The 13818-nt window shown below is 69.7% G+C and carries 13 protein-coding genes; 7 read left to right on the top strand and 6 right to left on the bottom strand.

Annotated features, from left to right (window positions below; all coding sequences use genetic code 11):
- Positions 1–56 precede the first annotated feature (56 nt).
- Positions 57–1475 (bottom strand): MFS transporter, encoded by a 1419-nt coding sequence (locus ACQZ13_RS13605; protein WP_431052716.1) that lies wholly within the window; start codon positions 1473–1475, stop codon positions 57–59.
- A 130-nt stretch (positions 1476–1605) separates the two neighbouring features.
- Here ACQZ13_RS13605 and ACQZ13_RS13600 point away from each other — a divergent pair, with 130 nt between their 5' ends.
- Entirely contained in the window at positions 1606–2517 is a 912-nt protein-coding gene (locus ACQZ13_RS13600) for a LysR family transcriptional regulator (RefSeq protein WP_431052714.1), read from the top strand.
- Positions 2518–2576: 59 nt separating this feature from the next.
- Positions 2577–3605 carry a homoserine dehydrogenase gene (locus ACQZ13_RS13595; protein WP_431052712.1) on the top strand — a complete coding sequence of 343 codons (1029 nt, stop codon included), beginning with the start codon at positions 2577–2579 and terminating at the stop codon, positions 3603–3605.
- Here the strand turns inward: ACQZ13_RS13595 and ACQZ13_RS13590 are convergent.
- Together ACQZ13_RS13590 and ACQZ13_RS13585 are read right to left on the bottom strand one after the other, a co-directional pair.
- On the bottom strand, positions 3602–4441 hold the full coding sequence (locus tag ACQZ13_RS13590) for a glucose 1-dehydrogenase (protein ID WP_431053236.1): 840 nt from the start codon (positions 4439–4441) through the stop codon (positions 3602–3604). The genes ACQZ13_RS13595 and ACQZ13_RS13590 overlap by 4 nt on opposite strands.
- 17 nt (positions 4442–4458) lie before the next feature.
- The gene (locus ACQZ13_RS13585) at positions 4459–6300 is read right to left on the bottom strand and encodes a glycoside hydrolase family 15 protein (protein ID WP_431052710.1); all 1842 of its coding nucleotides are present in this window, start codon (positions 6298–6300) and stop codon (positions 4459–4461) included.
- Positions 6301–6562: 262 nt separating this feature from the next.
- On the opposite strand from ACQZ13_RS13585, the gene ACQZ13_RS13580 reads away from it, so the two are divergent.
- Positions 6563–7657 carry an ABC transporter substrate-binding protein gene (locus ACQZ13_RS13580; protein ID WP_431053234.1) on the top strand — a complete coding sequence of 365 codons (1095 nt, stop codon included), beginning with the start codon at positions 6563–6565 and terminating at the stop codon, positions 7655–7657.
- Positions 7658–7687: 30 nt separating this feature from the next.
- Here the strand turns inward: ACQZ13_RS13580 and ACQZ13_RS13575 are convergent, their stop codons facing one another.
- Positions 7688–8719: a GAF domain-containing protein gene (locus tag ACQZ13_RS13575; RefSeq protein ID WP_431052708.1), complete on the bottom strand. Its 1032-nt coding sequence runs from the start codon at positions 8717–8719 to the stop codon at positions 7688–7690.
- An 86-nt stretch (positions 8720–8805) separates the two neighbouring features.
- Entirely contained in the window at positions 8806–10026 is a 1221-nt protein-coding gene (locus ACQZ13_RS13570; protein ID WP_431052706.1) for a hypothetical protein, read from the bottom strand.
- A 266-nt stretch (positions 10027–10292) separates the two neighbouring features.
- On the opposite strand from ACQZ13_RS13570, the gene ACQZ13_RS13565 reads away from it, so the two are divergent.
- On the top strand, positions 10293–11492 hold the full coding sequence (locus ACQZ13_RS13565) for a pyridoxal phosphate-dependent aminotransferase (RefSeq protein WP_431052704.1): 1200 nt from the start codon (positions 10293–10295) through the stop codon (positions 11490–11492).
- 75 nt (positions 11493–11567) lie between these two features.
- Here the strand turns inward: ACQZ13_RS13565 and ACQZ13_RS13560 are convergent, their stop codons facing one another.
- Positions 11568–11795: a hypothetical protein gene (locus ACQZ13_RS13560; RefSeq protein ID WP_431052702.1), complete on the bottom strand. Its 228-nt coding sequence runs from the start codon at positions 11793–11795 to the stop codon at positions 11568–11570.
- A 138-nt stretch (positions 11796–11933) separates the two neighbouring features.
- On the opposite strand from ACQZ13_RS13560, the gene ybgC reads away from it, so the two are divergent.
- The 3 genes from ybgC to tolR all read left to right on the top strand — a co-directional run bounded on the left by ybgC (position 11934) and on the right by tolR (position 13816).
- The gene (gene ybgC / locus ACQZ13_RS13555; protein WP_431052700.1) at positions 11934–12494 is read left to right on the top strand and encodes a tol-pal system-associated acyl-CoA thioesterase; all 561 of its coding nucleotides are present in this window, start codon (positions 11934–11936) and stop codon (positions 12492–12494) included.
- Positions 12495–12667: 173 nt separating this feature from the next.
- Positions 12668–13360, top strand: a complete 693-nt coding sequence (gene tolQ / locus ACQZ13_RS13550; protein WP_431052698.1) for a protein TolQ — start codon at positions 12668–12670, stop codon at positions 13358–13360.
- 15 nt (positions 13361–13375) lie between these two features.
- Positions 13376–13816 carry a protein TolR gene (tolR, locus tag ACQZ13_RS13545; protein ID WP_088406917.1) on the top strand — a complete coding sequence of 147 codons (441 nt, stop codon included), beginning with the start codon at positions 13376–13378 and terminating at the stop codon, positions 13814–13816.
- Positions 13817–13818: the final 2 nt, after the last annotated feature.

Here is a 13818-nt window from a genome sequence, read left to right as displayed (position 1 = left end):
TTCCGCCTGCCACGATCCCGGGACATTGACGCAGCCCTGCAACGACATCGAATCCGTCAAAGAAACGGCGCACCTCCGCTCAACTCGCGCGCCCTCGCCACACGCTCACCAATCCCGCGACCAACGCGAATCCCGCAGCCATCGCCAGCCCTGCATGCGACGCCCGTGACGCGGGCAGCCACGTGAACAGCAGCCCCATCAGCAGGCTGCCCAGCGTCTGACCGGTGAGGCGCGCCACGCCTTGCGCGCCGCCTGCCGCGCCGCTGCGCTCCTTGGGCGCGGACAGCAGCATGTTGCGGTTGTTGGGCGTCTGGAAGAAGCCGAATCCCAAGCCCGCCAGCGCGGTGAAGACGATCAACGGCGGTCGCGGATCCGCCTGCACCGGCCACGCCGCGCAGAGCGCGAGTCCCGCGGCCAGACAGCCCGCCCCCGCCGCGCAGAGCCAGGCCGTCGGCAGACGGTCGGCCATGCGGCCGGACAGCGGTGCGGCCGGACAGCGGTGCGGCCAGCATCACCGCCAGCGGCCACGGCGTCATCAGCAGGCCGGTCGCGAGCACGCTCAGTCCCAGCACGTGGTGCATGTAGAACGGCAGCGCCACGTAGCTGGCCATCTGCCCGGTGAAGCAGCACACCGACGCGATGATCGACATCCGGAACGACGGCGAGCGCAGCAGGTCCAGCGGAATCAGCGGCGCCGCGCGCGGCAGCTCGCGGCGGACCAGCAGCGCGCCGCAGACGATGGCCGCAATCAGCAGCGCGCCGCCCTCCATCGGCCTGGCCAGCACCTGATCGCCGCCAAGCACGAAGGCCGCGAACATGCCCGCGTTGAGCGCAACGCTCACGACGTCCAGCGGCCGGCGTGTACCGGGCGTGTCGGGCAACCCGCGGGCGGCGATCAACACGAGCAGCCCGACCGGCAGGTTCACCGCGAACAGCCACGGCCAGCCGGCCACCGACAAGATGGCCGCGCCGATGGCGGGCCCGGCGGCCGACGCCCCTGCGACGGCCAGTGCGTTGTACGCGATGGCCTGACCGAGCAACCGCTTCGGATAGGTGAAACGCAGCAGCGCCAGACCGAGCGGCATCACCGCCGCGCTGCCCAGACCCTGCAGGCAACGCCCCGCCACCAGCCACCCCAGCGAGGGCGCCAGCGCACACAGCGCCGACGCCGCGGTGAACAGCGAGACGCCCGCGACGAAAACGCGTCGATAGCCGAGCCGTTCGCCGAGCGCCGACGCCGGCAGCAGGAACATCACCACCGCCAGTTGATACGCCGTCGCGACCCAGATCGCATCGGCGGGCGAGCTGTTCAAGGTCTGCGCGATGTTGGGCAGCGCGACGTTGGCGATCGCGCCGTCCAGCACGACCAGCGCGATCGCGCCGAGCAGTGCAGCGACCGCGGCATGCCGGCGCGGCAGCGGGACGCCGTCGGGATCAGACTCGGAAGCGGACGAAGCGGGCAGCGTGGCGGACATCGGGACGACGGCTCGGAAAGGGATGCGTTCAGCATAGGAGCCACCCGGCGACGCGACCAGCGCGCCGGGCGCAGGGAGTCCCTGCACCGGACGCCATCCGCACTGCTCGCGCGCGTGCTAGCGTGCCGCGATGGCCGACATCGATCTCAACCTGCTCACCGCGCTGGATGCGCTGCTCGCCGAAGGCAGCGTGGCGAAGGCCGCCGAGCGGCTGCGGCTCAGCGAATCCGCGATGAGCCGCACGCTGGCCCGTCTGCGCGAAGCCACCGGCGACCCGCTGCTTGTGCGCGCGGGCCGCACGATGGTGCCCACGCCGCACGCGCTGGCGCTGCGCGAGCAGGTCCGGGAGTTGGCCCAGGGCGCGCGCGCCGTGCTGCAGCCCGCCGGGGCGGGCTGGGACCTGCGCCGGCTCCAGCGGACCTTCACGCTGCGCGCGAACGACGGCTTCATCGAGGCTTTCGCGCCGGCGCTGGTCGCCCGCGCGGCCGAGGAGGCGCCGGGTGCCTGCCTGCGTTTCGCGCCAAAGCCCGACAAGGACGTGCGCCCGCTGCGCGAAGGCCTGATCGACCTGGACATCGGCGTGCTCGGCGAGTCCGGTCCCGAGGTCCGGATCCAGGCGCTCTACCGCGACCATTTCGTCGCCGCGGTCCGCGCGGGTCACGCGCTGCTCGACGAGCGTGAACTCGATGCAGCGCGTTATGCGGCCTGCGCCCACGTCGTGACCTCGCGCCGAGGCCGCCGCGCCGGACCGGTGGACGAGGCGCTCGCCGCGCGGGGCCTGGAGCGCCGCGTGGCGGTCGTCGTGCCGAGCTTCCGCGCGGCGCTGTCGATCGCGGCCGCAACGGACCTCGTGGCGCTGGTGCCCTCCTCCTTCTTCCGGGCGGACATGGCCCACGGGTCGCTGCGCTCCCTGCCGCTGCCGGTAGCGACCGAACCCATCACCGTGTCCCAGATGTGGCATCCGCGCCAGGACAAGGACCCGGCGCATCAATGGCTGCGCGGCGTGGTGTTCGACCTGTGCCGGTCGACCGCGTCGACCTGATCCCACATCGCCACCGCTCCCACCTGCCCCTCCCTTCAACCCGCTCAACGTTGCTTCTCATGTCCCGACTCAATATCGCGATCACCGGTTTCGGCGGCATCGGCCGCAAGGTCGCTGAACTGCTCTCGGTCCGCGCCGAACGTTATCGCCAGCAATTCGACCTGGACGTCCGCATCGTCGGCGTCTGCGGCTCTTCAGCCGGTCTCATCGAAGAAGACGGATTGACGCCCGAGGCGCTGGCGGATCGTTCCAGCTATACACCCGGCCTGAGCGGCGACACCTTCATCGAGCAGGTTCCCGCCGACCTCCTGATCGAAGCGAGCCCCACCGACTTCCGCACCGGCGGCGCGGCGCTCGGCTACATCCGGACCGCGTTCCGCCGCCGGATGCACGTGATCGCGATCTCCAAGGGGGCGCTCGTCCACGACTTCCCCGGGTTGCATGCGCAGGCGTCCCGTCAAGGACTGGCCCTCAAGGTCAGCGGTGCCGCGGGCTCGGCGATGCCGACCGTCGACCTCGTCCAGTACAACCTGGCGGGCTGCGAGGTGAAGTCGCTCTCGGCCATCGTGACCGGCACGACCAACATCATCCTGTCCGAGATGATGGACAGGGAATGCAGCTTCGCCGACGCGCTCGCCGAAGCCCAACGCCTGGGCATCGCGGAATCCGATCCGACGCTGGACACGCACGGCTGGGACACGGCGTGCAAGATCGCGATCCTGTGCAGCGCCGCCTTCGGCGACGTCATCGACGTGCAGGCGATGAAACGCCAGGGCATCGACCACGTGACGCTGGACGACGTCCGTCGCTGGAAGGTGCAGGGCGTCATGCCGCGCCTGGTCGGCCGCGTCGACCGCTCGGCCGGCGTGTGCGACGCGTCGGTCGGCATCGAGCTGTGCGGACCGGACCACCCGTTCGCGCGAGCCCACGGACGCGCGAAGGCGGTCCACGTCGTCACCGACCTGATGGGCGAGCTGACGCTCACGGGCGGCGGATCGAGTCCCTACGGCACGGCAGCCGCCGCGCTCAAGGACCTCGAACACATCCTCAGGGACACGCGGCTTGCGCCCAGGCTGCGCAGCCTTTAACCCCCGTCCCGGAACTCCGGATACAGGCTCATCCCGCCGTCGATGAACAGGGTCGTGCCCACGACGTAGTCGGAGGCATCGCTCGCCAGCCACACCGCCGCGGCCGCCACGTCCTCCGGCGCGCCGATGCGCCCGTACGGGATGAGCGACAGCATCTTCTTCCTGGCCGCCTCGTCTTCCACCGACGCGCGATTGATCGCCGTGGCGATGGCGCCCGGCGCGATGGCGTTGACGCGGATGCCCTCCTGCGCCACCTCCTGCGCGAGGCTGCGCATGAACAGGTCGATGCCGCCCTTGGACGCCGCGTAGTTCGCGTGCCCCGCCCACGGAATGAGTTGATGCACGGAGCTGATGTGGACGATCTTGCCGAGCGCGCGTGAGCGCTCCGCCTCCCGCCCCTGCCGGCGGAACAGCCCGACCGCCGCTCGGGCGCAGAGGAACTGCCCGGTCAGGTTGGTGGCGATCACCTCGTTCCACTGGGCCAGCGTCATCTCGCCGATCGGTGCGTCGCGCTGGATGCCGGAATTGGCCACGAGGATGTCGACCCGGCCGAACGCCCCCAGCGCCCGCTTGAACAACCGGTCGACGTCGGGTTCCGATCCGACATCGGCCTTCACCGCGATCGCGCGGCCGCCGGATCGGGTGATGTGTTCGACGACCGCCTCTGCCGCCTCCGCCTGCGAGTGGTAGTTGACGACGACGGCCGCGCCGGCCTGCGCCATCGCCACGGCGATGGCCTTGCCGATGCCGGAACTGGCGCCCGTCACGAGGGCCACCTGTCGATCCAGGATGGATGGATTCAGGAGGGGCTGATCGAGAGTTGGCGCGTTGGGCATGAGGTCCTTTCCGTGGTTCATCGGCCAGGCGCGTGTGCGTCGATGGCCTCGTCCAGCGCGATCGCGGCGCTGATCAACGCCAGGTGGGTGAGCGCCTGCGGGAAGTTGCCGAGGTGCTCGCCGCCGCGCCCGATCTCCTCGGCATACAGCCCGAGATGGTTGGCGTAGGTGAGCATCTTGTCGAAGTGCAGCCGCGCCTCGTCGACGCGCCCGGCCCGGGCCAGGCACTCGACGTACCAGAACGAGCACGCCATGAACGCGCCCTCCTGCCCATGCAGACCGTCGAGGTTGTCCGCGTCCGCGCCGTCCGACGTGGTGTATCGCGCGACGAGGCCGTCCACGCTCAGTTCCCGGCCCACGGCGTCCAGCGTGGACAGCCAGCGCGGATCGCTCGATCCGATGAACTGGACCATCGGCATCAGCAGCACCACCGCGTCCAGCGTCTCACCGCCGCGGTACTGCACGAAGGCCTGTTTCCCGGAATGCCAGAACTCGTCGATGATCTGCGACGCGATCGCGTCGCGCGTCTCGACCCAGCGCAACACCGGCGCCGGGCGCGCATAACGCCTGGACATGCGCAGCGCCCGGTCCAACGCCACCCAGCTCAGCAGCCGGCCCGAGAGGAAATCGCGCCGCTCGCCGCGCATCTCCCAGATGCCGTCGTCGGGCTGGTCCCAGTGCTCGCAGAGCCAGTCGATGCGCGCCGTCAGCCGACGCCAGACATCGATGGACGGCGCGGGTCCGTGCTGGTCGGCCAGGTACATCGCGTCGACCAGCTCGCCCACGACGTCGAGCTGCAACTGGTTCGCGGCGGCATTTCCCACACGCACCGGGCGCGAGCCGCGGTAGCCGGAAAGGTGATCGAGCGCCATCTCCTGCCCGACGCGACGGCCGTCCACGGCGTAGAGCACTTGAGGCAGCGAGCCCTCCTCGTCCTCATCCGCCCGGCCCTTGGCCCAGGCGATGAAGCGGTCCGCCTCTTCGGTATACCCCAGCCGCAGCAGCGCATGCACGGTGAACGCCGCATCGCGGATCCAGCAGTAGCGGTAGTCCCAGTTGCGCACGCCGCCGACGTGCTCGGGCAGACCGAAGGTCGCCGCGCCGATGATCGCGCCGTGTTCGGCAGAACTCAGCAGCTTCAGGATCAGCGCGGAGCGCAGCACGATCTCGCGCCATCGGCCGCGGTAGGACGAGCGCTCGCTCCAGGCCTGCCAGTACCCCACCGTCTCGGTGAACGAGGCCTCCAGGAAGTCATGGAGATCCTCATCGTCGGTCGGCCGCTCGATCACGCATTCGAAGACGAAGCCGACCTCGTCGCCCGCCGTCAGGTCCATCGTGGCGACCACCGCGCCGACCTCGTCGCGATCGACCTGCAGCGGCACCGTGCTGCGCAGTTGCATCGGACCCGGCGACGCCCCCATCGTGAACGACGCCTGCAGGCCGTCGTCGCCGACCTCGGCCTCGCATTCGGCGCGGCCGTAATCGAACTTCGGCTCGCAGCGCATCTCGAAGCGCTGCGCACCGCGAATACAACGCACCCGACGCACCAGGGCGCTCTGCGGACCATTTTGTCGAACCGGCATGTAATCGATGACCTCGACCAGGCCCTCCGCCGACATGTGACGGGTCAGCAGCACGTTGGTGTCGGGCAGGTACATCTGCCGCGTGTGCATCCCGGCGCCGTCCACGGGCCCGATGCTGAAACGCCCGCCGCGCCGCTCATCCAGCAGCGAGAGGAACACGCTCGGCGAGTCGAAGCGCGGGAAGCAGAAGAAGTCGATCGTGCCGTCCGTGCACACCAGCGCCGTCGTGCGCAGATTGCCGATGACGCCGTGCGATCCGATGTCGGGGTAACTCAATGCAACTCCTGCGCCCAAATGCGGGAAGCCCCTGCAATCGGTATTCCCGCATCGCCGTACATTCCGCTCGTTGAAGCACCTGGATGCGGCGCTTCGCACCTCGACACAACGTTTCGCGCCGGTGTTCGCCCAAGTGCACCGGCGTGGCGCGATGACCACGATCACGGTCGCCATTCGCCCGATCATGGCGGCCCTCAACTTTCTGCCAGGAACGCACGTGAGAACTCTCTGTGGGCTGACGCTCTCCCTCCTCTGCGCCACGATGACCGCCACGATGACCGCGGCGATGACCCCGACGACCGCGCACGCCGAAGTGCTCATCGGCCAGACCTCCGGCTTCACCGGCTCGGTCGCGGCCAGCGTCAAGGAAACGACCGACGGCGCCAAGCTCTACCTCGACTCGGTGAACAAGGCCGGCGGCGTGCACGGCGAAAAGATCAAGCTGATCTCGCTGGACGACAAGTTCGATCCGAAGCTGGCGGCGGAGAACGCGAAGACGCTGATCGTCAACGACAACGTGCTGGCGCTGTTCCTCACGCGCGGCACGCCGCACAACCAGGCCATCATGCCGCTGCTCACCGAGCACCGCGTGCCCCTGATCGCGCCCTCCACCGGCGCGATGGCGCTGCACAAGCCGGTGCATCCGTGGCTCTTCAACGTGCGCGCGACCTACCAGCGCGAAGCGGAACGCGCGGTCAAGCACCTGAGCCTGATCGGCATCGAGAAGATCGGCGTGGTCCAGGTCGACGATTCCTTCGGCGCGGACGCGGTGGTCGGCGTGATGGCGGGCTTCGCCGCGGTCGGCAAGACGGCGGCCTTCCTGGAGAAGTTCGACCGCGCCCATCCGGACTTCAAGGCGTCCGTGGCCAAGACGCAGTCGAGCTCGGCACAGGCGGTGATCTTCCTGGGCTCGGGCCAGGCGGTCGTCGACGGCGTGGCCGCGCTGCGAGACAGCGGCTCGCGCGTGCAGATCGTGACCTTGTCCAACAACGCCTCGTCGGGCTTCGTCGCCTCGCTGGGCAAGAACGCGCGCGGCATCATTGTCGGCCAGGTCTTCCCCTACGAGCGCTCGCGCAACGCCGCCATCGTGACCGAGGCGCAAGGCCTGGCGTCCGCCCAGGGCCTGGGCGACATCACGCCGGCCATGATCGAAGGCTTCGCCGGCGCGAAGGTGCTGGTGGAGGCGCTGCGCCGCGCCGGCCCGCACCCGACGCGCCAGAAGCTGCGAGACACGCTGGAGAACATGCAGAAGGTCAACATCGGCGGGCTGGAGATCAGCTACAGCCCGACCGACCACTCCGGCCTGGACTTCGCGGACCTCTCCATCGTGGGCGAAGGCAACCGCTTCGTGCGCTGAGCGGCAGCGTCACGGCGAGGCCGCCCGGCGTCACGGCTCCCCGGGGCCGGTCGGCTGGAGCTCCAGGCTGGTGATGAGACAGCAGGCCTCGCCCAGATGCTCGATGGGTTCGGCGCTCAGGATGACCGGGACGGCTTCGCCGCTGTCGGTGCGCAGGCGCAGTCGCAGGTCGCGGACGCGACCCTGCGTCGCCAGGACGCGATAGAACCGATCCCTGTCTTCCGGCAGCACGCCGTAGGCGTGCGAGGCCGTCGAGGTGCCGAGGATCTCGCCCTCGGACTTGCCGTACCGCTGGCACAGCGCCTGGTTGACCATGACGATGCGCCTGTCCTTGACCGCCACGATGGCCATGGGCACGGGGGCGGCCTGGAACAAGCGCTCGAAGCGGTCCCTGCCGGCGGCGATCTCGCGGTAGTCGCGCTCCCGCGCGCGCCGCGTCTCGACGATGTCCATCGCGAAGGACAGGTCCGCGCCCAGCTCTTCCAGCAGCGCCATCAGTTCGGCGTCGAAGAAGCCGGCCTCGCGGGCGCACAGCATGAGCACGCCCGCAACCTCGTCGCCGCGACGCACGGGAATCCACGCGATGGCGCGGATGCCCTTGTCCACGGCTTCCGCACGCCATCGGCCCGCCTGGGCGTCGAGGACGTAGTCGTTGCTGACGGCGCTCACGCCGCCGCGGAACACGCGGCCGGTGTAGCTGTTCTGGATCTCCGTCTCCCGCAGGTCGAGAGGATCCGGCACGTTGGCCAGCACCTCGGTCGCCGGTCCGGCGAACGCGATCCGGCGGGCCAGGTCGCCGTCCTTCAGATAGACCGTCGCCAGGATGGCGTAGCCCGCGTCGACGCAGATCCGGCAGGCCTCCTGCAGCAGTTCGCGCTCGTCGTCGATGCGCTGCACCATGCGGTTGGCGCGCAGGACACTGGTGAGCACGCGCGTCACGCGTTCCTCGCGGGTGCGTGCGCGGGTCCGCAGCGACCGCTCAAGCCGCAGCCGCCACAACAGGACGACGACGCCGGCGGTCAGCAGCGGGAGACACAGCAGGAGCAGGGGCGAGCCGTTCATTCGACGGGTCCGTCAGGGACACGCCGCCATTGTCGTCGGCGGCGCCGCACCAATTCCGGAGCCCGTGGAACCGAAAGGCTGGACGCTCAGCGCTCGCGTTCCTTCTCCCTCTCCTTTTCCCTTTCCTTTTCCTTCTCAATCTCCCGCTGCTTCGCCTTGTCCTTCACGCGTTGCTTGTCGTGCTCGCCGGCCCGGTCGCCCTCACGGCGATCATCGGCCGACGAGGGTTGACGTGGCGGTGGCGTGCTCGCCGCGGGACGGGGCGCCTGCGTCGCGAGCTCGTGCTGCCGCGCGAGCTCGCGTTCGCGTGCCGCGTCATGGGCATGAGCGGCTTCACGTTCGCGATGGACGTCCTGCTCGCGCTGCGTTTGCTGCTGTTGCGCTTGCTGTTGCGCTTGCTGTTGATGCGGCGTCGTCGGCTGGGGCGGCTGTTGCAGCCCGGGCGCGGGCGCGTGCACGACCGCCGGGAGGGCCGCCGCCAGATGCGCGGCGGCAGGCACGTCGCCCTGGAAGGCTCTGCCGTTCGCCGTCGCGTTGGGCGGTGCCACGATGGTCACGTTGGTGATGGTCGTCTCGTTGCGGACGTTGTTCACCGTCGTGTTGTTGTTGACCACCGAGTTGTTGACGACCGTGCGGTTGATCTGCGTGTTGTTGTTATTGTTGTTGTGCTGGATGCGCATGCCGACGTTGGTCACCGGGGGCGCGCTGACCACCACGGCGGGCGGCGTCCCGACCGGAGCCGGGACGATCAGCCCCGCGCGCGATCCCGGCGGCGGCGGGACGAACACGCCCATCGGTCCCACCGGACGGGCACCGCCGCCGATGGCGATCTGGACCGAGAGATGCAGCCCCGGCGGCGGCGGGACGAATCCCACGCCACGCGCCGCCCAGTAGCCGGAGACGAACACGACCGCGCCGTCGCGATGCTCGTAGTACGGCTGGACCCAGACGTAGTCGGCGCGCGGCGGCGACGACCACCGCCCGACACACCACACCCAGCGGCCCTGCCAGCCCCAATATCCGCCGGTCCAGACCGCGCCCGGATACGGTTGCGGCGGCGGCACCTCGACCAGCATGGGCGGCGGCGCGACGTCGATGAACACGGGCTCCGGCTGCACCAGCGGGGGCTCGACATACACGCTGACGACAGGCGCCGGCGGCGGCGGCGGCGGCAGGGGCGCCCAGGTCGGCGGCGCGCGGTAGGACGCATCGGCATGGACGCTGGTGTGCGTGGGCGCGGCGCATCCGGCGAGGAGCACCGCGAGGACAGCCGCGGCCGGCGCGGCAAGACGGAACGAGTGGCTCATGGGCTTGAAGGGATTGACTGCGATGCCCTTGCCAACGAGGCCCGGAAGGCGATCGTTGACAGCTCTTCCGCCCCATCGGTATCGGCTTGTCAGCCACTTCAACGGGTCGTCAACAGCGCTTCAACGCCGCTTCAACGAAGCTTCAAGATCCCCTCAACGGCGCCTCAGTGCCGCCTCAAGAACGCTCGCGGGTCGTTCCCAGGACGCTCCCAGGATGCATCGGGGCCGCTACGGGAGCCGCTCGCAAACCTCCTATCATTCCGACCATGAAACTGTCCGACCGAGTAGCGCGCATCGCCCCGTTCTACGTCATGGAATGCGCCAAGCGGGCCGACGAGATCGCCCGCACCGCCGTCTGCGATCCGGCGCAGGGCGGCCGGCGCATGATCTACCTGAACGTCGGCGAACCCGACTTCGGCGCCGGCCCCGCCGTCCGTGAAGCCGCCGCGCGCTTCACCGCCGAGGGCCGCATTCCCTACACGCAGTCCAACGGCCTGCGCGCGCTGCGCCAGCGCATCGCCGACTGGTACGGCCAGACGCAACACCTGACCCTCGATCCCGATCGCATCGTCGTCACCGCGGGCGCGTCCGCCGCCTTGCAGCTGGCCTGCCTCGCGCTGTTCCAGAACGGCGACGAGGTCCTGATGCCGGATCCCAGCTACCCCTGCAACCGGCATTTCGTCGCTGCCGTCGACGCCACGCCGGTGCTGGTCCCGTCGACCGCCGAAGAGCGTTTCCAACTCAGCCTCGACCGGCTGCGCGCGCACTGGAACGAGCGCAGCCGCGGCGTGCTGCTGGCCTCGCCGAGCAACCCGACCGGCACGTCGATTCCGCAGCAGGAGCTCGCCGGCATCCACGCCTTCGTGCGTGAGCGCGGCGGCGTCACCATCGTGGACGAGATCTACCAGCCGCTGGGCTACGACGACCGCTACGCCCGCAGCGCGCTGACGCTGGGCGACGACGTCGTGTCGATCAACAGCTTCTCCAAGTACTTCGGCATGACCGGCTGGCGGCTCGGCTGGCTGGTGCTGCCGCCGGCGATGGTGGGCGCGGTCGAGAAGCTGGCGCAGAACCTCTACATCTGCCCGTCGACGATCGCGCAACACGCCGCGCTGGCCTGCTTCGAACCCGCGTCCATCACCGAGTACGAACGCCGCCGCGAGGAACTGCGCCGCCGTCGCGACTTCGTCGTGCCCGCGCTCGAGGCCATGGGCCTGCCGGTGCCCGTCGTGCCCGACGGCGCGTTCTACGCCTGGGCCGACGCCTCCGGCACCGGGCTCTCCAGCTGGGACCTGTGCATGGACCTGATGGAACACGCGCAGGTCGCGCTCACGCCCGGTCGCGATTTCGGCCCGGCCTTCGGCGAACGCTTCCTGCGCCTGTCCTTCGCGAGCAGCATGGACGACCTACGCGAGGCGCTCGACCGCGTGAGCGCCCGCCTCGATCAGCTGAAAGCCAAAGCCTGAAGCCGGCCTGAACCCGGTCTGAACCCGGTCTGACGGCGGCCCGAGGACGGCCCGAAGCCGCCGCGGTGTCGTCCGCTACAGGTTGGTCGGCTTCCGGATGCGACCCGTCTTCGCCAGATCGGCGGGCTGACCGAGACCGGCAATGCCGCCCGCGCCCAGCACCCGCTGATGCGGGTCGTCGGACGCTCGCATCGCCTCGATGCGCCGGGAGGCCAGCCGGGACGCCTGGGACGCCTGCCGGCCCTTGGGCGTGACCGCCGCGGTGGCAAGTTGACCGATGTAATCGAGATCAAATGGGTGCATGGCACATCACGTGATGAACACGAGCCCACAGAGCACGCGGCGTGCCAGCCCCCCACCCGGAATGGGTATCGCGAGCACCGAACCGCGCCTGCGGCTTCCCGGACCGGGTGAGCCCGGCAAACGCCCTATCATCCCGGCATGAGTTCCGGTTCCCCTGACCATCCCGATTCGGATCCCCGCGCCGACGGCGCCGCCGCCACCGTCCCCGCCCTGCTCGGCGGACCGCTCGCCGTCTCCGGCGCCTCGCCTGCGCTGGCCGTCCATCATCACGAGCTGCGCATCTACTGGGAAGACACCGACGCCGGCGGCGTCGTCTTCTACGCCAACTACCTGAAGTTCATGGAACGCGCCCGCACCGAGTGGCTGCGCGGCCTGGGCTTCGAGCAGGAAACGATGCGCCGCGAGGAAGGCCTGATGTTCGTCGTCAGCGACACCGCCCTGCGCTACCTGGCGCCGGCGCGGCTGGACGACTGGCTGCGCGTCAGCGTCGTGCCGGCCGAGGTCGGTCGCGCCAGCCTCGTGATCGACCAGCAGGTCTGGCGCGGCGAACAGCTGCTGACCCAGGGCCGCATCCGCATCGGCTGCGTCGACGCGATCAGCCTGAAACCCGCCCGCATCCCGGCACGCATCCTGCAAGCGCTGCAGCCTGCCCCGGGCACCCCAGGCGCTTCGGGGGCGGTGTCGCCTGCCGACCTCTGACGCCGCCCTCCGCCCTGCCCCCGCCCCTGACACGCTTCTTTGCATGTGGCTGGTCCGTCGTTTGCCAAGGACCCCGCCAGACTTGTCACAATTCCAGGATGGATCCCAGGCCGGGTCCACCGTTGATCCGTTGTTGATCCGTCCTTGATCCCCGACCACCGCCCGTCGACCTCATGAACCAAGACCTCTCCATCGTTTCCCTGATCGCCCACGCCAGCCTCACGGTGCAGCTGGTGATCGCCGCGCTGCTGCTGGTGTCGCTGGCCAGCTGGAGCGTGATCTTCAGCAAGCTCATCTCGCTGGGCCGCATCCGCTCGCGCAACGAGGGCTTCGAGCAGGAGTTCTGGTCCGGCAAGAACCTCAACGACCTCTACAACAGCGTCTCCAACCGCCAGGACGGCGCGCCGCTGGAGCGCATCTTCGCGTCCGGCATGCGCGAGTTCCTGAAGCTGCGCGAGAAGCGCGTGGTCGACGGCGGCCAACTGCTGGACGGCGCCCGCCGCGCGATGCGCGCCAGCTTCCAGCGCGAGCTCGACGCGATGGAATCGCACCTGTCCTTCCTGGCGTCGGTGGGCTCGGTCTCCCCGTACGTGGGCCTGTTCGGCACCATCTGGGGGATCATGCACGCCTTCGTCGGCCTGTCCAACCTGACCCAGGTCACGCTGGCCACCGTCGCGCCCGGCATCGCCGAAGCGCTGGTGGCCACGGCGATCGGCCTGTTCGCCGCGATCCCCGCCGTGCTGGCCTACAACCGCTTCGCGCGCCAGATCGACCGCAACGCCATCACGCTGGAGACCTTCATCGAGGAGTTCTCCAACATCCTGCAGCGCAATGCCGGCCAGCCCGCGCCGGCCGCGCAGCGCTGATCCGGAGCGTCGGTCATGCCCGGAATGTCCTCCCGCAGCGGCTCGCGCCGCCGCACGATGAACGAGATCAACATGGTCCCGTTCATCGACGTCATGCTCGTGCTGCTGATCATCTTCATGGTCAGCGCGCCCCTCATCACCACCGGCGTCGTCGACCTGCCCAGCGTCGGCTCCAGCCGCACGCAGCCGCAGCACGTGATCCAGGTGATCGTGGGCACCGACGAGCAGCTCAAGATCAAGCTCGACGGCGACCAGGACCCGTCGCCGGTGCCGCTCAAGGCGCTGGCCGCCCGCGTCAAGGACGCGCAGAAGGGCGACGCGGCCACGCCGGTCGTGATCTCGGCCGACCGCAACGTGAAGTACGAAGCCGTCGTCAAGACGATGGACGTGCTGCAGCGCGCGGGCATCCAGCGCGTGGGCCTGTCCGTGAAGAACGGCGCCCCCGCCGATCGTTGAGA

Source organism: Roseateles sp. L2-2 (assembly GCF_050613215.1).
GTDB lineage: Bacteria > Pseudomonadota > Gammaproteobacteria > Burkholderiales > Burkholderiaceae_C > Roseateles > Roseateles noduli.
The sequence above is the reverse complement of the archived record's forward strand: the minus strand, read 5'-3'. Positions and strand labels throughout refer to the sequence as shown.

Excerpts from the sequence above, each read along its gene's own strand:
- tolQ (WP_431052698.1), top strand. The coding sequence starts at position 12,668 with ATGAACCAAGACCTCTCCATCGTTTCCCTGATCGCCCACGCCAGCCTC.
- ybgC (WP_431052700.1), top strand. The coding sequence starts at position 11,934 with ATGAGTTCCGGTTCCCCTGACCATCCCGATTCGGATCCCCGCGCCGAC.
- ACQZ13_RS13595 (WP_431052712.1), top strand. The coding sequence starts at position 2,577 with ATGTCCCGACTCAATATCGCGATCACCGGTTTCGGCGGCATCGGCCGC.
- ACQZ13_RS13580 (WP_431053234.1), top strand. The coding sequence starts at position 6,563 with ATGACCGCCACGATGACCGCGGCGATGACCCCGACGACCGCGCACGCC.
- ACQZ13_RS13570 (WP_431052706.1), bottom strand. The coding sequence starts at position 10,026 with ATGAGCCACTCGTTCCGTCTTGCCGCGCCGGCCGCGGCTGTCCTCGCG.
- ACQZ13_RS13605 (WP_431052716.1), bottom strand. The coding sequence starts at position 1,475 with ATGTCCGCCACGCTGCCCGCTTCGTCCGCTTCCGAGTCTGATCCCGAC.
- tolR (WP_088406917.1), top strand. The coding sequence starts at position 13,376 with ATGCCCGGAATGTCCTCCCGCAGCGGCTCGCGCCGCCGCACGATGAAC.
- ACQZ13_RS13560 (WP_431052702.1), bottom strand. The coding sequence starts at position 11,795 with ATGCACCCATTTGATCTCGATTACATCGGTCAACTTGCCACCGCGGCG.
- ACQZ13_RS13590 (WP_431053236.1), bottom strand. The coding sequence starts at position 4,441 with ATGCCCAACGCGCCAACTCTCGATCAGCCCCTCCTGAATCCATCCATC.
- ACQZ13_RS13600 (WP_431052714.1), top strand. The coding sequence starts at position 1,606 with ATGGCCGACATCGATCTCAACCTGCTCACCGCGCTGGATGCGCTGCTC.
- ACQZ13_RS13565 (WP_431052704.1), top strand. The coding sequence starts at position 10,293 with ATGAAACTGTCCGACCGAGTAGCGCGCATCGCCCCGTTCTACGTCATG.
- ACQZ13_RS13575 (WP_431052708.1), bottom strand. The coding sequence starts at position 8,719 with ATGAACGGCTCGCCCCTGCTCCTGCTGTGTCTCCCGCTGCTGACCGCC.